At 62.3% G+C, this 21,681-nt stretch carries 22 protein-coding genes and 1 pseudogene; 10 read left to right on the top strand and 13 right to left on the bottom strand.

Annotated features, from left to right (window positions below; genetic code table 11):
• Positions 1 to 830: 830 nt before the first annotated feature.
• Complete coding sequence (locus AC1DOG_RS11970; protein WP_112946133.1) at positions 831 to 1,274, bottom strand: SRPBCC family protein; 444 nt, start codon at positions 1,272 to 1,274, stop codon at positions 831 to 833.
• Between the two features lie 417 nt (positions 1,275 to 1,691).
• Between AC1DOG_RS11970 and AC1DOG_RS11965 the strand changes: the two genes are divergently transcribed.
• From AC1DOG_RS11965 to AC1DOG_RS11945, 5 genes and pseudogenes are all read left to right on the top strand, one after another.
• Positions 1,692 to 2,489 carry a transporter substrate-binding domain-containing protein gene (locus tag AC1DOG_RS11965; RefSeq protein WP_477928233.1) on the top strand — a complete coding sequence of 266 codons (798 nt, stop codon included), beginning with the start codon at positions 1,692 to 1,694 and terminating at the stop codon, positions 2,487 to 2,489.
• Positions 2,490 to 2,532: 43 nt separating this feature from the next.
• The gene (locus AC1DOG_RS11960) at positions 2,533 to 3,369 is read left to right on the top strand and encodes an amino acid ABC transporter permease (protein WP_477928231.1); all 837 of its coding nucleotides are present in this window, start codon (positions 2,533 to 2,535) and stop codon (positions 3,367 to 3,369) included.
• A gap of 269 nt (positions 3,370 to 3,638) precedes the next feature.
• A complete protein-coding gene (gene leuC, locus AC1DOG_RS11955; RefSeq protein ID WP_111562604.1) occupies positions 3,639 to 5,048 on the top strand; it encodes a 3-isopropylmalate dehydratase large subunit in 1,410 nt (469 codons plus the stop codon).
• Positions 5,049 to 5,187: 139 nt separating this feature from the next.
• A complete protein-coding gene (locus AC1DOG_RS11950) occupies positions 5,188 to 5,718 on the top strand; it encodes a SixA phosphatase family protein (protein WP_477928229.1) in 531 nt (176 codons plus the stop codon).
• Between the two features lie 34 nt (positions 5,719 to 5,752).
• Positions 5,753 to 5,905 (top strand): annotated as a pseudogene (locus AC1DOG_RS11945) (endonuclease domain-containing protein); the annotation flags it as partial.
• Between the two features lie 49 nt (positions 5,906 to 5,954).
• Here AC1DOG_RS11945 and AC1DOG_RS11940 read toward each other — a convergent pair.
• From AC1DOG_RS11940 to ccmA, 5 genes are all read right to left on the bottom strand, one after another.
• Positions 5,955 to 6,590, bottom strand: coding sequence for a DsbE family thiol:disulfide interchange protein (locus AC1DOG_RS11940; RefSeq protein WP_477928227.1), 636 nt, complete (start codon positions 6,588 to 6,590; stop codon positions 5,955 to 5,957).
• Positions 6,587 to 6,778, bottom strand: coding sequence for a heme exporter protein CcmD (gene ccmD / locus AC1DOG_RS11935; RefSeq protein ID WP_477928225.1), 192 nt, complete (start codon positions 6,776 to 6,778; stop codon positions 6,587 to 6,589). The genes AC1DOG_RS11940 and ccmD overlap by 4 nt, the downstream gene beginning before the upstream one ends.
• A 4-nt stretch (positions 6,779 to 6,782) precedes the next feature.
• Positions 6,783 to 7,544, bottom strand: coding sequence for a heme ABC transporter permease (locus AC1DOG_RS11930; RefSeq protein ID WP_477928223.1), 762 nt, complete (start codon positions 7,542 to 7,544; stop codon positions 6,783 to 6,785).
• A 47-nt stretch (positions 7,545 to 7,591) separates the two neighbouring features.
• Positions 7,592 to 8,251: a heme exporter protein CcmB gene (ccmB, locus tag AC1DOG_RS11925; RefSeq protein WP_413396931.1), complete on the bottom strand. Its 660-nt coding sequence runs from the start codon at positions 8,249 to 8,251 to the stop codon at positions 7,592 to 7,594.
• A 439-nt stretch (positions 8,252 to 8,690) separates the two neighbouring features.
• Positions 8,691 to 9,353: a heme ABC exporter ATP-binding protein CcmA gene (gene ccmA, locus AC1DOG_RS11920; RefSeq protein ID WP_477928221.1), complete on the bottom strand. Its 663-nt coding sequence runs from the start codon at positions 9,351 to 9,353 to the stop codon at positions 8,691 to 8,693.
• A 256-nt stretch (positions 9,354 to 9,609) separates the two neighbouring features.
• On the opposite strand from ccmA, the gene acnA reads away from it, so the two are divergent.
• The 3 genes from acnA to AC1DOG_RS11905 all read left to right on the top strand — a co-directional run bounded on the left by acnA (position 9,610) and on the right by AC1DOG_RS11905 (position 14,184).
• Positions 9,610 to 12,300: an aconitate hydratase AcnA gene (acnA, locus tag AC1DOG_RS11915; protein ID WP_477928219.1), complete on the top strand. Its 2,691-nt coding sequence runs from the start codon at positions 9,610 to 9,612 to the stop codon at positions 12,298 to 12,300.
• Positions 12,301 to 12,573: 273 nt separating this feature from the next.
• Entirely contained in the window at positions 12,574 to 13,311 is a 738-nt protein-coding gene (locus AC1DOG_RS11910; RefSeq protein ID WP_477928217.1) for a DUF1223 domain-containing protein, read from the top strand.
• 471 nt (positions 13,312 to 13,782) lie between these two features.
• Positions 13,783 to 14,184 carry a DUF2794 domain-containing protein gene (locus AC1DOG_RS11905; protein WP_018902263.1) on the top strand — a complete coding sequence of 134 codons (402 nt, stop codon included), beginning with the start codon at positions 13,783 to 13,785 and terminating at the stop codon, positions 14,182 to 14,184.
• A gap of 6 nt (positions 14,185 to 14,190) precedes the next feature.
• On the opposite strand, the gene AC1DOG_RS11900 is transcribed toward AC1DOG_RS11905, so the two are convergent.
• From AC1DOG_RS11900 to AC1DOG_RS11885, 4 genes are all read right to left on the bottom strand, one after another.
• Positions 14,191 to 14,748, bottom strand: coding sequence for an N-acetyltransferase family protein (locus tag AC1DOG_RS11900; RefSeq protein ID WP_477928215.1), 558 nt, complete (start codon positions 14,746 to 14,748; stop codon positions 14,191 to 14,193).
• Between the two features lie 232 nt (positions 14,749 to 14,980).
• Positions 14,981 to 16,204: an argininosuccinate synthase gene (locus AC1DOG_RS11895; RefSeq protein WP_477928213.1), complete on the bottom strand. Its 1,224-nt coding sequence runs from the start codon at positions 16,202 to 16,204 to the stop codon at positions 14,981 to 14,983.
• Between the two features lie 118 nt (positions 16,205 to 16,322).
• Positions 16,323 to 16,625: a type II toxin-antitoxin system RelE/ParE family toxin gene (locus AC1DOG_RS11890; protein ID WP_113009393.1), complete on the bottom strand. Its 303-nt coding sequence runs from the start codon at positions 16,623 to 16,625 to the stop codon at positions 16,323 to 16,325.
• Complete coding sequence (locus tag AC1DOG_RS11885; protein WP_477928211.1) at positions 16,615 to 16,857, bottom strand: type II toxin-antitoxin system ParD family antitoxin; 243 nt, start codon at positions 16,855 to 16,857, stop codon at positions 16,615 to 16,617. The genes AC1DOG_RS11890 and AC1DOG_RS11885 overlap by 11 nt, the downstream gene beginning before the upstream one ends.
• 103 nt (positions 16,858 to 16,960) lie before the next feature.
• Here AC1DOG_RS11885 and AC1DOG_RS11880 point away from each other — a divergent pair, with 103 nt between their 5' ends.
• Positions 16,961 to 17,812: an SDR family NAD(P)-dependent oxidoreductase gene (locus AC1DOG_RS11880; RefSeq protein ID WP_477928209.1), complete on the top strand. Its 852-nt coding sequence runs from the start codon at positions 16,961 to 16,963 to the stop codon at positions 17,810 to 17,812.
• A 98-nt stretch (positions 17,813 to 17,910) separates the two neighbouring features.
• The gene (locus AC1DOG_RS11875; RefSeq protein ID WP_018902279.1) at positions 17,911 to 18,552 is read left to right on the top strand and encodes a LysE family translocator; all 642 of its coding nucleotides are present in this window, start codon (positions 17,911 to 17,913) and stop codon (positions 18,550 to 18,552) included.
• 57 nt (positions 18,553 to 18,609) lie between these two features.
• Here the strand turns inward: AC1DOG_RS11875 and AC1DOG_RS11870 are convergent, their stop codons facing one another.
• The 3 genes from AC1DOG_RS11870 to AC1DOG_RS11860 form a co-directional block, all read right to left on the bottom strand.
• Complete coding sequence (locus tag AC1DOG_RS11870) at positions 18,610 to 19,404, bottom strand: ABC transporter ATP-binding protein (RefSeq protein WP_018902278.1); 795 nt, start codon at positions 19,402 to 19,404, stop codon at positions 18,610 to 18,612.
• On the bottom strand, positions 19,401 to 20,282 hold the full coding sequence (locus tag AC1DOG_RS11865) for an ABC transporter permease (RefSeq protein WP_026283698.1): 882 nt from the start codon (positions 20,280 to 20,282) through the stop codon (positions 19,401 to 19,403). The genes AC1DOG_RS11870 and AC1DOG_RS11865 overlap by 4 nt, the downstream gene beginning before the upstream one ends.
• 334 nt (positions 20,283 to 20,616) lie before the next feature.
• Positions 20,617 to 21,573 (bottom strand): ABC transporter substrate-binding protein, encoded by a 957-nt coding sequence (locus AC1DOG_RS11860; protein ID WP_477928206.1) that lies wholly within the window; start codon positions 21,571 to 21,573, stop codon positions 20,617 to 20,619.
• Positions 21,574 to 21,681 lie beyond the last annotated feature (108 nt).

Raw genomic sequence — 21,681 nt, 5'->3', positions numbered from 1 at the left:
CGTCCTTGCTATTCGTCGCCGGTGCAAAGTGACGATGGTAACGCTTCATGGTCTCATATAGTTCTCGCGGCCTGCTGCCGCGGAGAAGGTGAGCATCAATTCTGGTCTCCTTTGTTTCGGCATCCCGTTTGCTGATCGCGATGATCTTGTTCTCCCGGAATCGCCCCACTTCGTGGTATTTGATGCCGGCGATCGACGCCCAGGGTATGCGTCCGGTGCCACGGGGTGTGAATTGGATGCCTTGGTGATCAAACGCCAAGACGACCTCATCAAAATCCCACCGCGATAGAAGTGCGCGGGCTCCGACGGCGTAGATGGCCAAACATGCCAAAGTGAGCACTATTCGGGGAGCCACGCCAAACTCGGGGCCAAGTATCTTCGTGGCGCCCGTGGCAACCGGATACAGAAGTATAACGCCTCCAGCCAGCAGACCGATGTAGACGGGCCGCTTCGCTCTCCTGAATTCGCGGCGAGGAAAGCTGGCTTCTGGTGGGTCCCTCATTGTCATCCCGCTTATGTCAGTCCTGCTCAACGCCGCAGACGGCGAATACCAAGGGCGGATATCATACGCGCTCCTTGGTGACGTCAGGATAGCGGTTCTGTGTTAATGCAATCAAAAGAGGCATTTGGTCGGTGGGTGAGGTGTGACGAAGACCCCTCCCCAACCCCTCCCCACAAGGGGGAGGGGCTTGCTGGGCGTACTGTCAGTGATAAGCGCAAAATCTCAATAGTCGCAACGCTTATGGTTTGGCACTTCGCGAGCCCCGGGTTAGCCCCTCCCCCTTGTGGGGAGGGGACTTCAGTAAAGTTGGAGCGGTCTTTGTCGCCTACTACTCCGCAATCTCCGGCTCGATCAGCCGCGCCATATTGCGCAGCGATTCCTGCCAGCCGAGGTAGCAGGCTTCCGGCGGGATGAGGTCGGGGATGCCGGCCTGGGTGATGTTGATTTCGGTGCCGACGGAGACCTTTTTCAGTTCGACCGTCACTTCCATCTCGCCCGGCAGGTTGGGATCGTCGAAGCGGTCGACATAGCGCACGCGTTCGCCGGGAACAAGTTCGAGATACTCGCCGCCGAAGGAATGGCTGTTGCCCGATGTGAAGTTGCGGAACGACATCTTGAAGGTGCCGCCGACGGTCGGCTCGAAATGGTGGACGCTGCAGGTAAAGCCGTTCGGCGGCAGCCACTTGGCCATCGCGTCGGCTTCGATGAAGGCGCGGTAGACCTTCTCGGGCTTGGTGGCGAGAACGCGGTGCAGGCGGATGGTGCTTGGCATGGGGTGTTCCTCCGAGTTGATGCGATGGGTTGGACCCTAAGGACGGGCGAGGGATGGGTGATCCGACATCCGATTGGGAATTTGTTCAAGGGGTAGAGTAAAGTCCCCTCCCCAACCCCTCCCCACAAGGGGGAGGGGCTAACCTGTGGCTCGCGCCGTGCCAAACTATAAGCGTTGCGACTATTGAGAGTTGCGGTTGTCCGCCACCGGCGCGCCCAGCAAGCCCCTCCCCCTTGTGGGGAGGGGTTGGGGAGGGGTCTTCTGACTGACCGAACACCCTCACGAATTTCCGTCCCCCGAACACCCCCATTTTTAAACCACCATTCCCGATTTCCCCCATCCGCACACGCCAATCCCCTTGCCAGCGGCTTTGCAAACATGACAGTTTCCGCGAGCGCTATTTTGGGGAGATATTTCATGCTGTTTCGTCGCACCGTCCTTGCCGGACTGACCGCACTCGCTCTTTCGCCGTTTGCTGCCACCGCCGCCGAGCTTCCCGATCTGAAGGGCAAGACGGTCGTGGTCGTCACCGAGAACGCCTATCCGCCGCTGCAGTTCGTCGATCCGAAGACCGGCAAGCAGATCGGATGGGAATATGATGCGATGAACGAGATCGCCAAGCGGCTGAACTTCAAGGTCGAGTACCAGAACACCAGCTGGGATGCGATGATCCAGGCGGTGTCTGATAACCAGTACAATATCGGCATGACCGGGATCACCATCAAGGACGACCGCAAGGCAAAGGTCGATTTCTCCGATCCCTACATGCGCTCGCAGCAGTTCATGCTGGTGCGCGGCGACGAGACGCGCTTTACCGACGCCAAGACCTTCGGCGCCTTCAACGACGGCTTGGTCGGCGCGCAGCCGGGCACCTCGCCCTTCTATGCCGCCGTCTACGAGATCCTCGACGGCAACGAGCAGAACCCGCGCATCAAGCTGTTCGAGACCTTTGGCGCCACGGTGCAGGCGCTCAAGGCCGGCGATGTCGACGTGGTCTTGACCGACAGCGTCGCGGCGCAGGGCTATGTCGATGCGTCGAATGGCGGGCTGAAGGTCATTGGCGGGCCGCTCGGCACCGAGGATTTCGGCTTCATCTTCCCGAAGGGCTCCGATCTGGTCGGTCCCGTCAATGCGGCCATTGCCAGCCTGAAAGCCGACGGCACCTTCGACAAGCTCAACAAGACATGGTTCCTCGACTACAAGATGGGTCAATGATCCCGTCTTTCTCAATCGCTTGCCGCGCCCGGACTGAAGCATGATGGCTTCGCAGCCAAACCCCCTTGGACGTCGATCCGGCCAGGAGAAGGGCGACTATCCCTGGTGGCTGGTCGCTCTTGTCGTGATCGGCCTTGCGCTCGCCGCCGTCATCATCGCCAACGACGTCTACGCGCAGGTGTTCCGCACCGTGTTCAACGGCGTCGGCATCACCATTTTCGTGACGCTTGTCGGCTTTGCGCTGGCGACGCTGCTCGGGCTCGGCATAGCCCTGCTCGGGCTGTCGGACAGCGTCGCGCTGCGCCAGATCGCCCGCTTCTATGTCGAGGTTGTCAGAGGCATCCCGATGCTGGTGCTTCTGTTCTACGTCGCCTTCGTCGGCGCGCCGGCCTTCGTCGCCGCCTATAATTTCCTGACCGCGCCGCTGGTCAATGCCGGGCTGACCGAACCGGTGCTGGTGCGCGAGTTCTCCTTGATGTGGCGGGCGATCATCGCGTTGATGATCGGCTATTCCTCCTTCATCGCCGAAGTGTTCCGCGCCGGCATCCAGTCGGTCGATCACGGGCAGATCGAGGCCGCCAAGGCGCTCGGCCTGTCGCGCTATCATCGCTTTCGCCTCGTGGTGTTTCCGCAGGCGATCAAGGTGATCTTTCCGCCGCTGTCGAACGATTTCGTGGCGATGGTGAAGGACAGTTCGCTGGTCTCGGTGCTCGGGGTGTCCGATATCACGCAGATGGGCAAGATCTACGCCTCCGGCTCCTTCCGCTTCTTTGAAACCTATTCGATCGTCACCTATATCTACCTGATCCTGACGATCGGCCTGTCGCTTGGCCTTAGGCAGATCGAGAAACGGATGCGCGGCAGAGACGGACGGCGATAAAGCGCTAATGAATCGAATTGCCGAGCATCGGAAAAATTGGTAAGTGACTGCTCATGGAATCCAAGTTCAGTTGCATTGGGGCGCATATTTTCGTGCTGCAGGATCACTACCGCCTGCCGGCACGCTTCTTTGCGACCGTTTCCGGTGCGCTCAACAGCCGACTTCGTTGATCCCTTTCTGATCGACCGACGGCCGGTGGCCTATGCGCCGCCAAGCTCCATACCCCCACTGCATAGCAACGCCCTTTGCATAATAACGGATGTATCGCCATGAGCGCACCTCGTACCCTCTACGACAAGATCTGGGACGACCACCTGGTCGATCAACAGGACGACGGCACCTGTCTTCTCTACATCGACCGCCACCTGGTCCACGAAGTCACCTCGCCGCAGGCCTTCGAAGGGCTGCGCATGACGGGCCGCAAGGTTCGCGCGCCTGAAAAGACGCTCGCGGTCGTCGACCACAACGTGCCGACCTCGCCCGATCGCCATCTCGGCATCAAGAACGAGGAAAGCCGCATCCAGGTCGAGCAGCTGGCGATCAACGCGGCCGAGTTCGGCGTCGAATATTATTCGGCAAGCGACAAGCGCCAGGGCATCGTCCACATCATCGGACCGGAACAGGGCTTCACCCTGCCGGGCATGACGATCGTCTGCGGCGACAGCCACACCTCGACGCACGGCGCCTTCGGCTCGCTGGCGCATGGCATCGGCACGTCCGAAGTGGAACACGTTCTGGCCACCCAGACGCTGATCCAGAAGAAGGCGAAGAACATGCTGGTGCAGGTCGACGGCGTACTGCCTGCTGGCGTCACCGCCAAGGACATCGTGCTCGCCATCATCGGCGAAATCGGCACGGCAGGCGGCACCGGCTACGTCATCGAATATGCGGGCGAAGCCATTCGCGCGCTGTCGATGGAAGGCCGCATGACCATCTGCAACATGTCGATCGAAGGCGGCGCCCGCGCCGGCCTGATCGCGCCTGACGACGTGACCTACGAATACATCAAGGGCAAGCCGCGCGCGCCGAAGGGCGAAACGCTCGACCAGGCGATCAAATACTGGAACACGCTGAAGTCGGACGAAGGCGCGCATTACGACCGCGTCGTCACGCTCAACGCCGCCGAACTGCCGCCGATCGTCTCCTGGGGCTCCTCGCCCGAGGACGTCATCTCGGTGCAGGGCATCGTTCCGAACCCGGATGAGATCGCCGACGAGAACAAGCGTACGTCGAAGTGGCGCGCGCTCGACTATATGGGCCTGAAGCCGGGCACGAAGATCACCGACATCGCCGTCGATCGCGTCTTCATCGGCTCGTGCACCAACGGCCGCATCGAAGACCTGCGCGCCGCCGCCAAGGTTGTCGAAGGCAAGACCGTTGCCGGCACCGTCAGCGCCATGATCGTTCCGGGCTCCGGCCTCGTCAAGGAACAGGCGGAAGCCGAAGGCCTCGACAAGATCTTCAAGGCTGCCGGTTTCGACTGGCGCGAGCCTGGCTGTTCCATGTGTCTCGCCATGAACGACGACCGCCTGAAGCCGGGCGAGCGTTGCGCATCGACCTCCAACCGCAACTTCGAGGGACGCCAGGGCTTCAAGGGCCGCACCCACCTGGTGTCGCCCGCCATGGCGGCTGCCGCGGCCATCGCCGGCCACTTCGTCGATATCCGCGAGTGGAACTAAGGGTTTTCGGCCTCTTCCGGTGACGGGAGAGGCTGGATTGCATGGATTGGAAAGGACAGGCTTGGCCTCTTAGACGGGCTGGGCCTGTCCTTTTTCGTTTCCAGGGTTACACTCCCGCCATCCTCATCCGGAGAGCCTCATGACACCAGACACCACGCTCCCGCGATACCGCCTGCTTCTGCTGCGCCACGCCAAATCCGCCTGGCCCGATGGCGTCGACGACCATGATCGTCCGCTCGGCGGTCGCGGTTTGAAGGCGGCACCTTTGATGGGACGCTATATGGCCCGCGAGGGGCTGGTTCCCGATCTCGCGCTGGTGTCCACGGCGCGGCGCACGCAGGAGAGCTGGGCGCTCGTCGGCGCCGAGCTGCCTGATGATATCGAGCAGCGGGATGTGGGGGAGATTTATGAGGCGGCGGCGGAGCGGATCGCGGCGGTTATCCGTGGTGTCGATGCTTCGGTTCGGACGCTGCTGGTTGTCGGGCATAATCCGGGGCTGCAGGAGTTGGCGATCGATCTCGTTTCGGATGGGGAGAGGCTTTCCGGCCTCCGGGAGAAGTTTCCGACGGGGGCTTTGGCGGTGATTGATTTCGCGGTGGCTTGGGGGGATGTGACGGCTGGGAGTGGGGTGCTAGAGAGGTTTGTGGTGCCGCGGTCTTTGGTGGGGTGAGTGAGTGGTGGGCTGATTTGGTGCTGGGATGTAGCTGGCGTTGGCGCCCGGAGCCCCCTCATCCGACCCTTCGGGCCACCTTCTCCCCGTTGGGGCGAAGGGAAGGTTGAGCGAGCGGCCCGCCCCGAGTCCCTTCTCCCCAGCGGGGAGAAGATGCCGGCAGGCAGATGAGGGGGCTCCGGGCGCGAAGGCTCACTATCTCGCAGGCGCCGCGCAAAACCTTACCAAAGCCGCCCTTACGACCCCGCCTTCCCCAAAGCCTTTTCCATCGCCGGATAAAGCCCCTCTTTCAAACTGATATCGTCGAACGGTCCAACCCGCTTGTAGAGGATCGTCCCATCCGGCCCGACCAGATAACTTTCAGGGATGCCGTAGACGCCCCAGTCGATCGCGGCCTGGCCCTTGGGGTCGATGCCGATCGCCTTGTAGGGGTTGCCGAGTTCGCCGAGGAAGCCGAGCGCGTTGTCGTTCTTGTCCTTGTAGTTGATTGCGACGATATTGAGCCGGCTATCTTTTGCCAGTTCCTTCAATATCGGATGCTCCTCGCGACAGGGAATGCACCAGGAGGCGAAGACGTTGACCAGCGTCAGCTTGCCCTTGACGGCGGCATCGGTGAGCGCCGGCAGGTTGGCGCCCTCGAGCGGCGGCAGGTCGAGCGATGGGGCCTTGGTGCCAAGCAGCGCCGAGGGGATCTCGGAGATGTTCTTGCCGTGCACATCCTGGTCGTAGAGCATCTTGCCCGCCGTGCCGGCAATGCCGGCGAAGACGAGAAGCGGGATCAGCGCGAAGGCGTAGCGGCCTAGGCCGCGCTTTTCCTTCGGTGCTTCTGCCGGTGTGGCGGACGTCGGCTCGGTGTTCGGCGCGTCGGTCATGCGTTGGCCTTCGCTTCGGGCGCATCCTTGGCGCGCGCGGAGCGGCGGCGGATGCCGGAGGCTTCGAGCGCGGCCAGTTCGCGGCGGCGGGCGCGGCCGTCGAGCCAGGTCCAAAGCGTCACACCAATGGTGATCAGGCCAGCGAAGAGGTAGGAGCCGTAGACGTAGAAGGCGTAGGACTGTGTCATCTCTTTAACCCTCGCGGCTTGCCAGGCGCGCGGCGAGCCGGCGCTGGGCGGCGATGCGGCGGCGCCAGATCTCGTTGCGGATGGCCATCACATGCAGCGTCAGGAAGAGCATGGTGAAGGCGATCGCCATGACCAGCAGCGGGCGCAGGAATTCCGGGTCGATCGCCGGGCCGTCCAGGCGCAGCACGCTTGCCGATTGATGCAGCGTATTCCACCAATCGACCGAGAACTTGATGATCGGGATATTGACGAAGCCGACGAGGATCAGGACGGCCGAGAGGCGGGCGGCCTTGCTCGGGTCTTCCATGGCGCGGTTGAGCGCGATCAGGCCAAGATACATCAGGAACAGGATGAAGACGGAAGTGAGCCGCGCATCCCAGACCCACCATGTGCCCCACATCGGCTTGCCCCAGAGCGAGCCTGTGACGAGCGCGATCAGCGTGAAGGCGGCGCCGAGCGGGGCTGCAGCCTTGGCCGAGACGTCGGCCAGCGGGTGGCGCCAGACGAGCGTGCCGATCGCCGACAGGCTCATGATGGTGTAGCCCATCATCGACAGCCAGGCTGCCGGCACGTGAATATACATGATGCGGACGGTTTCGCCCTGCTGGTAGTCGCCCTCGGTCGTGAAGCTGAGATACAGCCCCACGATGAAACAGAGGGCGGTGAACCCGGCCATCCACGGGATGAGGCGGGAAGCGAGCGCCAGGAACCTTGTGGGGTTGGCGAGATCGCTGAATTTGGTGATGGCAAGGCTATTCTCGGTCATGCCGTCTCCTTAGCGCGATCCGCCGCCCCGGGCAATCAAGCCGATGATCAATCCGATGTGTTCCTGAGCGCCAACGCCGCCGCCGCCGGGCCGATGACGGCGAAGAAGAGGGTCAGCGCGATCAGGATCAGGAAGGGCGGCATGAAGGGGGCCGGTCCCTCGACCGCCGCGTAAGTCGCGCTGACGCCGAAGATCAGCACCGGGATGGTGAGCGGGAGCACCAGGATCGACACCAGCAACCCGCCGCGCGGCAGTGCGACTGCGACGGCGGCGCCCACCGCGCCGATCAGCGTGATGGCGGGCGTGCCGACCAACAGCGTCAGCATGGTGGCGCCGATCGCCTTCTCGCTCATGTTCATGAAGAGCCCGAGCAGCGGCGAGGCGATCACCAGCGGCAGGCTGGTGGCGAGCCAGTGGGCGAGGCACTTGACGAGCACGGTCAGCACCAGCGGCGTTTCCTGCATCAGCATCAGATCGAGCGCGCCATCGTCACGCTCCGCCTGGAAGAGGCGGTCGAGGCCGAGAAGCGCCGCGAGCAGCGCGCCGATCCAGACGATGGCTGGGCCGATGCGGGCGAGCAGTGCGAGATCCGGGCCGACGCCGAAGGGGATGACGGCGACGACAGTGAGGAAGAACAGCACGCCGACGAGAGCGCCGCCGCCGGCGCGGATGGAGAGCTTGAGGTCGCGGAACAGGAGGGCGGTCATGGGTGGGCCCTCTTTGGGGTGGGGAGGGTTATGGAGAGGTTCGTGGGTGGGGTACCCCCCTCTGCCCTGCCGGGCATCTCCCCCACAAGGGGGGAGATCGACTCGTTGCGATGTTTACGCCAACCAACGAAGGTGGAGCGAGCGGGTGCACCTAGCCAATCTCCCCCCTTGTGGGGGAGATGCCCGGCAGGGCAGAGGGGGGTAATCCTGGCGCGACGGTAGCTACGAAGGAACAACACGGCCTCGGTGGGCGCCGCTGAAGTCCCCTCCCCAACCCCTCCCCACAAGGGGGAGGGGCTAAGCCGGGGCGCTGTAGAATTCCCGCATTTCGTCTTCGTACCGGTTGACAGGTTGGTGTTCTGCCGAGCGGTTGCGACAGGCAAGCCCCTCCCCCTTGTGGGGAGGGGTTGGGGAGGGGTTTTTGTTGCAAACATCGCCATCACCCCCACACCCCAGCTCTCACCCCCGAAAACCCCGCCATCCGCAACTCCCTGGCATCGCTCAACCCCAGCGGCTGATGCGTCRCCGCAATCACGATGCCGCCAGCCCCACGATGCGCCTCGATCAACCCGGCGAAGAGCTGATCGGCGCTGGCGTCGAGAGCGGCGGTCGGTTCGTCGAGGATCCAGACGGGGCGGTGGGAGACGAGCAGCTTGGCGAAGGCGAAGCGGCGTTGTTGGCCGGCGGAGAGGTAGCCGAAGGGGAGATGGGTGATACCGGAGAGGCCCACGGCATCGGCGGCGTCTTCGATCGACATGCCGGTGCCGCCCCCACTATCGCCAAGATGGGTATCGCCGAGATAGCGGCGCCAGAAGCTCAAGTTCTCGTCCACCGTCAGCTCGCTCTTCATGGCGTTGCGGTGGCCGAGATAGTGGCTGATCTCGGGGAGCCGGATGTCGGTGTCGCCGTTGGCGTTCGTGACGGTGATCGTGCCCGTTTCCTGCCGTAGCAGGCCGGCCAGCACGCGCAGCAGGGTCGACTTCCCGGAGCCGTTTTTGCCAGTCAAAACCAGGGCTTCGCCTGAGGTCAGGCTAAAGGACACACCTTCGAAAATCAGCTCTTCGCCCCTGAAGGCGGCGAGATCGGAGGCTTGGAGATGCATGGGGGTTCCGGGGTTCAGGTTTTCAGTCATGCGATGCAAAAAAATCAAAAATGGTGGGCGCCTCTCTGGCAGCTTTCGCCGAAACTATCTATATGTTGATCACCACGCCAGCGGTCGGCGTGAATTTCATCCTAGCGCCGAACATGAGGTCTGACTTCATGTGCGGACCGCGGAAATGGCCGTACCCGCATCCTGATGTGCCTTTAGTGCATAGGCGTCCGCACAATTGTGTTCGCGATCAGAAACGGGGTCTCTCGTGTCTAAATCACTTGATAGCTTTAACTGTCGTTCCGTCCTTACCGTCGATGGTAAGGACTATGTCTATTTCAGCCTGCCGAAGGCCGAAGCAAACGGCCTGCCCGGCGTTTCCAAGCTTCCCTATTCGATGAAGGTTCTGCTTGAGAACCTGCTGCGCTTCGAGGACGGCCAGTCGGTCACCAAGGAGCATATCCTTGGTGTCGCGGAATGGTTGAACAACAAGGGCACGGTCGAAAACGAAATCGCCTATCGCCCGGCGCGCGTTCTGATGCAGGACTTCACCGGCGTTCCCGCCGTGGTCGACCTTGCGGCGATGCGCGACGCGATGGTGTCGCTCGGTGGCGATCCGGAAAAGATCAACCCGCTGGTGCCCGTCGATCTCGTCATCGACCACTCCGTCATCGTCGACGAATTCGGCACACCGCAGGCGTTTTCCAGGAACGTCGAGCTTGAATATCAGCGCAATGGCGAGCGTTATCGTTTCCTGAAATGGGGCCAGCAGGCCTTCCAGAATTTCCGCGTCGTGCCTCCGGGCACCGGCATCTGTCACCAGGTCAATCTCGAATATCTCGGCCAGACCGTCTGGACCAAGGAAGAGGACGGCGAGACGATCGCCTATCCGGACACCTGCGTCGGCACGGACAGCCACACGACGATGATCAACGGTCTCGGCGTTCTCGGCTGGGGTGTGGGTGGTATCGAGGCGGAAGCGGCCATGCTCGGCCAGCCGGTGTCGATGCTGCTTCCCGAAGTCATCGGCTTCAAGCTGACGGGCAAGCTCAAGGAAGGCGTGACCGCGACCGACCTCGTGCTGATGGTCGTGCAGATGCTGCGCAAGAAGGGCGTTGTCTCGAAGTTCGTCGAATTCTTCGGCCCGGGCATGGACAACATGCCGCTCGCCGACCGCGCGACGATCGGCAATATGGGCCCGGAATACGGCGCCACCTGCGGCTTCTTCCCGGTCGATGGCGAAACCATCAACTACCTCACCATGTCCGGTCGCTCGCATGACCGCATCGCGCTGGTCGAAGCCTATTCGAAGGCGCAGGGCATGTGGCGCGAAGGCGATGGCTCCGATCTCGTCTTCACCGATACGCTGGAGCTCGATCTCGGCGACGTCGTGCCCGCCATGGCCGGCCCGAAGCGTCCCGAAGGCCGTATCCCGCTTGAGAACATCGCATCCGGTTTCGCCGGCTCGATGGATGCGGATTACAAGAAGCCCGGCCAGCTCTCCAATCGCTATGCGGTGGAAGGCACGGATTTCGATCTCGGCCATGGCGACGTGGCGATCGCCGCGATCACGTCGTGCACCAACACGTCCAACCCATCGGTCCTGATCGCCGCCGGCCTTCTCGCCCGCAACGCCGTTGCCAAGGGCCTGAAGACCAAGCCGTGGGTTAAGACCTCGCTGGCGCCGGGATCGCAGGTGGTCGGCGAGTATCTGGCGAAATCCGGCCTGCAGGCCGATCTCGACAAGCTCGGCTTTAACCTCGTCGGCTTCGGCTGCACGACCTGCATCGGCAATTCCGGTCCGCTGCCGGCGCCGATCTCGAAGACGATCAACGACAAGGGCCTGATCGTTTCGGGCGTTCTCTCCGGCAACCGCAACTTCGAAGGCCGTATCTCGCCCGACGTGCAGGCGAACTATCTCGCCTCGCCGCCGCTCGTGGTCGCCTATGCGCTCGCCGGCACGGTGCAGAAGGACCTGACCAAGGAGCCGATCGGCGAGGACCAGAGCGGCAACCCCGTCTATCTGAAGGATATCTGGCCGACCTCGCACGAAGTGCAGGCCTTCATCCAGAAATACGTCACGCGCGAACTCTACGAGACGAAATATGCCGACGTCTTCAAGGGTGATGCCAATTGGCAGGCCGTGCAGGTTCCCCCGGGCCAGACCTATGCATGGGACGACAACTCGACCTATGTGCAGAACCCGCCCTACTTCGTCGGCATGGGCAAGACCGGCTCCGGCGTTTCCGACATCAAGGGTGCGCGCGTCCTTGGTCTCTTTGGCGACAAGATCACCACCGACCACATTTCTCCGGCCGGTTCGATCAAGGCGGCCTCGCCCGCCGGCGCCTATCTGCTGGAGCACAATGTCGGCGTTGCCGATTTCAACCAGTACGGCACGCGCCGCGGCAATCACGAGGTGATGATGCGCGGCACCTTCGCCAACATCCGCATCCGCAACCACATGCTCGGCCCGAACGGCAAGGAAGGTGGCTACACCATCCACTACCCGTCGAAGGAAGAGGAATCGATCTACGACGCGGCCATGCAGTACAAGGCCGAGGGCGTTCCGCTCGTCATCTTCGCCGGTGTCGAATACGGCAACGGCTCGTCGCGCGACTGGGCGGCGAAGGGCACCAACCTGCTCGGCGTCAAGGCCGTGATCGCGCAAAGCTTCGAGCGCATCCACCGCTCGAACCTCGTCGGCATGGGCGTCATCCCCTTCGTCTTCGAGGAGGGCACGACCTGGGCGACGCTGGGGCTGAAGGGCGACGAGATCGTCACCATCGAGGGGCTTGAGAACATCAAGCCGCGCGAGAGGAAGATCGCGAAAATCACCTATGGCGACGGCACCGTGAAGGACGTTCCGCTGCTCTCGCGCGTCGATACGCTCGACGAGGTCATCTACCTCAACAATGGCGGCATCCTGCAGACGGTGTTGCGAGATCTCGCAGCCTGATCGGCGCTGATTTTTAAGACCTGCCTGATAATGGCCGCCGGAAAGCGATTTCCGGCGGTTTTTTCGCGTTCGGGAGGGCTGCAAGCGGCCTGGCTCACGGCGAAGTGTTGCGGAGTTGTCCCACGCGGGCTCCGTCTCACCCGTTCGTGATTTTTCGTTTGGATCGGGAGCGATTATCTCTAGGTTGAAGAGACGGAGCCCTTGCGTGCGTGTCTGGCCAGCGATTTAGGCCGGCGTTTCGGCAAGGTGGAGAGGAAAAGAGGTAGAGGTGCAATGTCGCCGCGGTTTTTGATTTCGCTGATTGCAGGTGTGGCTCTGGCGGGCCCTTTGCTCGCCGAGGAGGCGCCCAAAGGCGTTGTCGAACTGTTCACCTCTCAGGGTTGCGCCTCGTGCCCTCCCGCAGATGCGGCCTTTCGCAAGCTCGTTGAGCGCGGCGATATCATCGCTCTCGCCTATCACGTCGATTACTGGAACTACATGGGCTGGGCGGATACGCTGAGCTCGAAGGAAAACACCGAACGCCAGTATGGCTATGCGAAGACCATGGGCCGCGCCAATGTCTACACGCCGCAGGTGGTGGTGAACGGCCGCGATCATGTCATGGGCTCGGATATCGGCGGCATCGAGAAGAAGGTCGACGGCTTTCTGACCGGTGGCGAAGGGCTGACGGTTCCGATCAAGGCCGAGGTCAAGGGCGATCAGCTCGAAATCAACGTCGCGCCCGGTCAGGGCAAGGCCAGTGTCGTCATGGTCTATTTCGATCGCGAAAAGACGATCGAAGTGCAGAAGGGCGAAAACAGCGGCCAGAAGATCGCCTATACGCACAGCGTTTCGGATGTCGAGACGGTTGGCATGTGGGACGGCAAGGAAACAAAGCTGACGCTGCCAGCTACCGTGCTGCAGAAGCCCGATCTCGAGGGCTGCGCGGTGCTGCTTCAGTCGTCCACGGCCGACGGAACGCCATCGGCGATCCTTGGCGCCACCGTGGTCATGGCCGGCAAGAACATCTGAGCCGTTAGGCATAAGCATGTCGCGCAAAAGTGTGCAGCGGTTTTGCGGCGACGACATGCGACAAAACAAAGACTTGAAGCGTGACCAGCGAATCCGAAGGATTGCGACACGCTTCCAAGAATTTCATCTGTCTTTTCAGGTGGAAGCGGGGCGGCCCGACTGATCGTATTCGGGGCTGGGGTTAAGGTCGATACGATCAGCCGGGCCCTTTGGCGCGCTGGCGCCAAACAGTCACATCTCCTCCAAAGTGCCGAAAGACGATGCGCAGAATTCAGTGTCGGCGAACCCGCTGAGGATGCGCCGGTCAAGTGCGAGCGAATTTCACTTTTAATTGAGGCGCTGTTTTGACTGAAATGGGGCACGCGGCAGATTGCACAGACTATGCTTAATGCGCGCAAGGTCGCGCTTGCAATTTGTAAACGCTAAGGCAAACTGTCACCCGCGTGTCACGAACGGAGGCATTCGAGCCTGATGACAGATCAGCCGGATTTGCGGCGTGGGAATAATCGGGCCACCGACAGCGATTCCCCCGTCGTCGTGGATATCAGGGACTACAAGCAGAGCAAGGACCCGTTGCCGGTGACGTTTCACCGGCGAGAGCTGGATGCGATCCTGTGGATCTACGGGCGCATGGTCGGCGAAGGGGAGTGGCGGGATTACGCGATCGACCACCTGAAGGACCTTGCCGTCTTCTCCGTCTTCAAGCGCTCCGGCGAAATGCCGCTCTTCCGTATCGAGAAAAACCCCAAGCTCGCCGCCAAGCAGGGCGCCTATTCCGTCGTCAATACCCACGGCCAGATCCTGAAGCGCGGCCACGACCTGCAGCAGGTGCTGAAGGTGTTCAACAAGTCGCTGAAGCTCGTCGAGAAATAGGCGCTATCACCCCAAGAACAGCGTCGCCGGATAGGTGTGTGGATCGGGATCGGTCGAGGTACCGTCGCCAAGCGCCCGCTGCATCAACATCGTGTCCAGCCAGCGCCCTTGCTTGAAGCCGGAGCCCTTGATGCGGCCGATTTCCTCGAATCCGTGGCTTGCATGCAGCGCGATCGAGGCCGGGTGCGCACCGCCGATAACGGCTATCATCTGGCGGAAACCAAGCGCCGTCGAGCGCGCTATCAGCTCCTCCAGCAAACGCTTGCCGACACCCCTGCCCCGCGCTTCCGGCGCCAGATAGATCGAATCCTCGACCATGAACCGATAGGCCGGACGCGTGCGGAAGGCCGATGCGTAGGCATAGCCGATGAGCGTGCCATGCTCGTCCTCGGCGGCGATATAGGGATAGCCCTTGTCGACTATGGCCTGGTATCGCGCCGCCATCTCGTCGCGGTCGGGCGGGGCGATCTCGTAACTCGCAACGCCGTTCAGGACGGAGTCGCGGTAGATGGTGGTGATCGCGTCGATGTCGGAGAGAGTGGCGTCGCGGATGAGAATGGGCATGGGGCGGGCCGGTGTCTGGAGGGGTGGTGTTGTTGCTTGAAGAGCATCCCGGGAGGCGGTTGGCAAGGGGAAAGCGGACGGGCGGTGATGGTTGAGAGGAGCGCGTGTTCCGTTGGCGTCGCATATGTGGAGGCGTGTGTGGACAGCTGGCACCTCCGCGCAAAACAAGCCCCCAAGACGCAAAAAGGCCCGCACGAGGCGGGCCTTTCGAAACCAAATCGGCAGATGCCGCTTACCTGCCCAGATTACGCTTGCCGAGCGTGCGCAGGCGCAGCGCGTTGAGCTTGATGAAGCCGGCGGCGTCCTTCTGGTCGTAGGCACCCTGGTCGTCCTCGAAGGTGACGAGCGTGTCGGAGTAGAGCGACTTGTCGCTCTCGCGGCCGATGACCATGACGTTGCCCTTGTAGAGCTTCAGCGTCACTTCGCCCTCGACATGCTCCTGGCTCTTGTCGATCAGCGCCTGCAGCATTTCGCGCTCCGGCGAGAACCAGAAGCCGTAATAGATCAGCTCGGCGTAGCGCGGCATGATCTCGTCCTTGAGGTGCGCCGCGCCGCGGTCGAGCGTGATGCTCTCGATCGCGCGGTGGGCCGAAAGGAGGATCGTGCCGCCGGGGGTCTCGTAGACGCCGCGCGACTTCATGCCGACATAGCGGTTCTCGACGAGGTCGAGACGGCCGATGCCGTTGTCGCGGCCGTAGGTGTTGAGTGCTGCGAGCAGCGTCGCCGGGCTCATGCGCACGCCGTTGATCGAGACGGCATCACCCTTCTCGAAGCCGACCTTGATTGTTGTGGCCTTGTCGGGTGCGGCTTCCGGCGAGATCGTGCGCATGTGCACGTATTCGGGCGCCTCGACAGCAGGATCTTCCAGAACCTTGCCCTCGGAAGAGGAGTGCAGCAGGTTGGCGTCGACGGAGAACGGCGCTTCGCCCTTCTTGTCCTTGGCAACCGGGATCTGGTGGGCTTCGGCGAAGGCGAGCAGGTCGGTACGCGACTTGAACGACCAGTCGCGCCAGGGAGCGATGATCTTGATGTCGGGGTTCAGCGCATAGGCCGAAAGCTCGAAACGAACCTGGTCGTTACCCTTGCCGGTCGCACCGTGAGCAATGGCGTCGGCGCCGGTCTTCTTGGCGATGTCGATCAGGYGCTTGGMGATCAGCGGACGGGCGATCGAGGTGCCGAGCAGGTAGACGCCTTCATAGACGGCATTGGCGCGGAACATCGGGAAGACGAAATCGCGCACGAATTCCTCGCGCACATCCTCGATGTAGATCTCCTTGATGCCGAGCATCTCGGCCTTCTTGCGCGCCGGCTCGAGCTCTTCGCCCTGTCCGAGGTCGGCCGTGAAGGTGACGACTTCGGCGTTAAGCTCGGTCTGCAGCCACTTCAGGATGATCGAGGTGTCGAGACCGCCGGAATAGGCGAGGACGACTTTCTTTACGTCTTTGTGCGATGCCATGATGATGAGATCCGTTGTGCCAGGAGGGTCGCGGCTAGCCGCAAGACCCGGTATCGCCGGGCACTTTTAGCGAGATTGACGCCGGACGCAAGGGCAAGGACGTCGAGAAACCGGGTCGCTAGAAGTGCTTTGTGATGTTCATGCGACGATGCAGGATGCGTATGATAGTGACCAGCCGGTCGGTCTCCTTGTAGACGATGTAGTGGGATTGATAGGCGAAAGCCCTGTAGCCGGGACGGAGACTATCCGAGAAGCGGCCTCGCTTGGCTCCGCTCGCCAACTCAGGAAAACAGCCGACCAAGCCGCGATAGTAGCTGTCGGCCTGTTCTTTCGACCACGTCTGAAACGTATATAGCCAGATATCGTCGAGATCCTGGCGCGCTCTTGGCGAAATCCGGTAGGAGCGGTGCCTAGCGGACATGTTTGCGATGTAGTTCGCTCAGGAATTCCTCGCCGTCGAACTCCTCTGGCTCCCCTGACTGCTCGCCCTCGATGATCGCCGCCTCGATAGCATCACGCTCGGCCTTGTGCTGCAGCACACGCAATGCCGCGTCGACGACCTCGTCGACGGAACCGTAATTGCCGTCTCGCAGCTGTGTATCGATGAACTCTTCCATCTGCGCGTCGAGGCGGATGGTCTCCAACCTGCCCATGCGGGAGCTCCTGCCGGTTTGGTCTTTGCCCGTGGTTTGACTTGCCCTCCGAGATTACCATATCTGGCTGCGAGCGAACAATCCCAGGCGAAAGGCCGAAGCCGTGACCGATCTCACCAATATCATCAAGCCCTCCAACGTTGCCGTCATCACCGGTGGCGCCTCGGGCATTGGCCTGGCGGCCGCCAAGCACTTTGCAAGCAAGGGCATGAATGTCGTCATCGCCGACCTCGGCGCCGATAGACTGGCCGCGGCGGCAAAGGCGGTCGCGGCTGGTTCCGGTGACGACCGTGTCTTGGCCGTCGAGACCGATGTCTCCGACAAGGCCGCACTTCAGACGCTGGAGCGTCAGGTCGTCGAGCGTTTCGGCAAGGTGCATGTGCTGATGAACAATGCCGGCATCGGGCCGGAGACCTCGATCTTCAGCGACGACAGCGGCTGGGACGCGATCCTCGGCGTCAACCTGATGGGCGTGGTCAACGGCACGCGCGCCTTCGGCCCCAATATGCTCGCTCATGGCGAACCGGGCCTGATCATCAACACCGGCTCCAAGCAGGGCATCACCACCCCTCCCGGCAACCCGGCCTACAATGTTTCGAAGGCGGGCGTGAAGGTCTTCACCGAGGCGCTGGAACACGAGCTGCGCAACACCGAGGGCGGCAAGCTTTCCGCTCACCTCCTGATCCCCGGCTTCGTCTTCACCGGGCTTTCCAAGGGATTTGGCGGTGAGAAGCCGGCCGCTGCCTGGACGGCGGAGCAGACCGTCGACTTCATGATCGAGAGCCTCGAGAAGGGCGATTTCTACATCCTCTGCCCCGACAACGACGTCGCCCGCCCGGTCGACGAGCGCCGCATGGCCTGGGCCGTCGGCGACATCATCGAGAACCGCCCGCCGCTGTCGCGCTGGCATCCCGATTACGCCGATCGCTTCAAGGCGTTTCTTGAGGGCAAGTAACGGCTGAAGCGATCGGGCCTATTAGAAGGTTTGATTGGTGCATTCCTTGAAAGCCGGATATGAGGCATTGCTTTCATAACCGGCTTTACGAGTGTTCCATGGATTTTCTGCCGAGCCTGCCGACGCTTCTCGCCTTCGCCGCGGCCACGCTTCTGCTGGCCGCCACGCCCGGTCCCGACATGACGCTGTCGATCAGCCGATCGCTGGCACAGGGAACCAAGGCTGCACTCTTCGTGGTGCTCGGCACCAGCCTCGGCATCGTCGTTCACACCATGCTGGTCGCCTTCGGCATCTCGGCGCTGATCACCGCCTCACCCACCGCCTTCCTGATTCTGAAGACGGGCGGCGCCGGTTATCTGCTCTGGCTTGCCATTCAGGCCGTGCGCTACGGCTCGAAGCTGTCGATCAAGAAGGTCGACGAGGCAAAGGCTACGCCGCTTGCCAACATCTCCTCCGGCTTCTGGGTCAACCTTCTGAACCCCAAGGTCATCATCTTCTTCATGACCTTCCTGCCGCAGTTCGTCAGCGCCGGTGATCCCACGGTGACGCAAAAGCTGATCTTCTTCGGATTCTGCTTCATCCTGATCGGCATGCCCGTCAACGCCGCCGTCGTCTTCGCCGCCGATTGGCTGGCCGGCTGGCTGCAGAACAACAGGAAGGTTCTGCGCGGGATGGACTACACCTTCGCCGGCGTCTTCTCCGTCTTCGCGGCGAAGATCCTGCTCACCCAGGCACGCTGACATCAATAAAAACCCCGAGAGCGCTTGGCGGTCCCGGGGTGGATATCATCTTCTCTATCAGCCGATCAGCAGCGCGTCGTCGTCGAGCGTCTGGCCGCGCATCTTGCGGAACATGTCGATCAGGTCCTCGACCTGCAGGTCCTTGCGGTTGTCGCCGGAGACGTCGAGCATGATCTCGCCGCCATGCAGCATGATAGTGCGGTGGCCGTAGTCCAGCGCCTGGCGCATGGAGTGGGTGACCATCAGCGTCGTCAGCTTGCGCTCCGAAACCACGCGGTCCGTCAGCCCCATCACGAACTCGGCCATCCCGGGGTCGAGCGCCGCCGTATGCTCGTCGAGCAGCAGCACCTCGGAGCCGGCAAGCGTCGCCATCACAAGCGAAATCGCCTGCCGCTGACCGCCGGACAACAGGTCCATGCGGTCCTTCATGCGCGTTTCAAGCCCGAGATTGAGCTCGGCGATGCGTTCGCGAAAATGCTCGCGCCGGCGTGGGCCGAGCGCCGAGGTCAGTCCCCGCCGCTCGCCGCGCCGTGCGGCCAGCGCCAGGTTTTCCTCGATCGACAGCGCGCCGCAGCTCCCCGTCAGCGGATCCTGGAACACGCGGGCGACGAGACCGGCGCGCGCAGCCGTCGGCTTGCGGGTCACGTCGGTGTGGCCGATCATCACCTGTCCTTCGCTTGCCAGCACATCGCCGGCGAGCACGCCCAACAGCGTCGACTTGCCGGCGCCGTTGGAGCCGATGACGGTGACGAACGAGCCTTCCTCGATCGTCAGGTTGACGCCATTCAGCGCCTGCTTCTGCAGCGGCGTCCCCTTGCCGAAGACGACCTTGATATCCTTGAGCGAGATCATGACGAGGCACCTCCGCGACGCAGGCGGGGAAGGATGAGCGCCACCGTGACGAGGACTGCGGTGACGAAATTGAGGTCGGAGGCCTGCAGGCCGATCACGTCGCTGGAAAGCGCCAGCTGGATGGCGATGCGGTAGAGGATCGAGCCGATGACGCAGCCGATCAGCGCGATCAAGAGGCCGCGCTTCCCAAGCAACGTCTCGCCGATGATGACGGCGGCAAGGCCGACGACGATGGTGCCGACACCAGAGGTCACATCAGCAAAACCGTTGGTCTGCGCAAACAGCGCGCCGCCGAGCGCCACCAGCGCGTTGGAGATCGCCATGCCGAGGTAGATCTGGCGGTTGGTGTCGACGCCCTGTGCGCGGGCCATGCGGGCGTTCGCGCCGGTCGCGCGCATCGCGAGGCCGGAATCGCTCTCAAGATAGCGCCAGACGACGATTACGGCGATGACGACAAGCACGCCGACGAAGAGCGGGCGCACGTAGAAATCGCGCAGGCCATGGCCGAAGAACGGGCTGATCATCGTATCGGCATTGATCAGCGCCACGTTCGGCTTGCCCATGACGCGCAGGTTCACGGAAAACAGCGCGATCATCGTCAGGATGGATGCGAGCAGGTTGAGGATCTTGAAGCGCACGTTGAGCATGGCGGTCACCATGCCGGCCGCAGCCCCCGCCGCCATGGCGATCAGCGCCGCCAGCCAGGCATTGACGCCGGCAATGATCAGCACCGCGGTGACGGCGGCACCGAGCGGAAACGAGCCGTCGACGGTCAGATCCGGAAAATCGAGCACACGGAATGCGAGGTAAACGCCGAGCGCGACGAAGGCATAGACCAGCCCCAGCTCCACGGCTCCCCAGAATGCGATCTGACTCAAGGCTTTTGCCCTTTCTTGTTCCCGGCCCGCCTCCCGCGGACGCAAGCTCTCTAATACCATCAGCCGCCCCCGTGCAAACAGGAGCGGCCGGAACTGTGAAAAACGTTGGCACCCGTATTGGGCCCTATCATCCCTCATCCCGGCCTTGTGCCGGGATCCAGCAGCATCGCGTCTGCGATGCGAAAGAGTCTTTTCAACCCAAAGACTTGGGTTGGCTGGATTCCTGTGACAAGCACAGGAATGAGGGCGGAGAAAGTAGGTTCGTCGCGTCGGGAGAAACACAAAGCTTCTCTTTACGCAGGCAACTTGCCATTCGCCTCAGCGACTTACTTCTTTAATCGATCGTTTTCGTCGCGCGCTTCAGCACGCTCTCAGGCAGCGTCACGCCCATCTTGGCGGCCGCGCCCTTGTTGATGACGAGATCGCTGCCGGCGGCGACCTTGACCGGGATATCGCCGGGGTTCTCACCCTTCAGGATGCGAACGACGATTTCGCCGGTCTGCTTGCCGACGTCGTAGTAGTTGAAGCCGAGAGCGGCGACCGAGCCGCGCGAAACGGAATCCGTATCGGCGGTGAAGAGCGGCAGCTTGGCCTCTTCGGCAACGGCCACGGCACCCTCGAGCGCCGAGATGATCGTGTTGTCGGTCGGTACGTAGATCGCATCGGCACGGCCGACGAGGGCGCGGGCGGCACCCTGCACTTCGGCGGACTTGGTGGCGGCGGATTCGACGACCTTCAGGCCGGCCTTTTCAGCCTCAACCTTCAGAACCGCGAGCAGCGACACGGAGTTCGCTTCACCGGAATTGTAGAGGTAGCCGATCGTCTTGGCGTTCGGCAGGATTTCCTTGATCAGCGCCACGTGCTCGGCAACCGGCGACATGTCCGAGAGGCCGGTGACGTTGCCGCCGGGCTTGTCCATGTTCTTGACCAGCTGCGCGCCGAGCGGATCGGACACGGCGGTGAAGACGACGGGGATATCGCGGGTGGAGGAAACCACGGCCTGCGCCGAAGGGGTCGAGATCGGAACGATGACGTTGGGGCCGTCACCGGCGAACTGGCGGGCGATCTGGGCTGCGGTCGCGGGGTTGCCCTGCGCCGACTGGAACACGAACTTCAGGTTCTCGCCTTCCTTGTAGCCGGCAGCCTTCAGCACATCGAGAACGCCCTTGCGGGCGGCGTCGAGCGCCGGATGTTCGACGATCGCGGTAACCGCAACGGTCACGTCTTCGGCTTTCGCAGGCAGGGAAAGGGCAAGGGTCGCGGCCACGGCAGCGAGCAGTACAGAACGCATGGGTATCCTCCAATAATGCTTTTGGGCCGCTTTTAGAAAAAGCGGCCCATGAAATCAATCATTAGAAGATGCTGGGAGGATCAAACTTGCTGATCACTCGCGCACCCA

The organism is Rhizobium sp. 01N48, assembly GCF_056399145.1.
The sequence above is the reverse complement of the archived record's forward strand: the minus strand, read 5'-3'. Positions and strand labels throughout refer to the sequence as shown.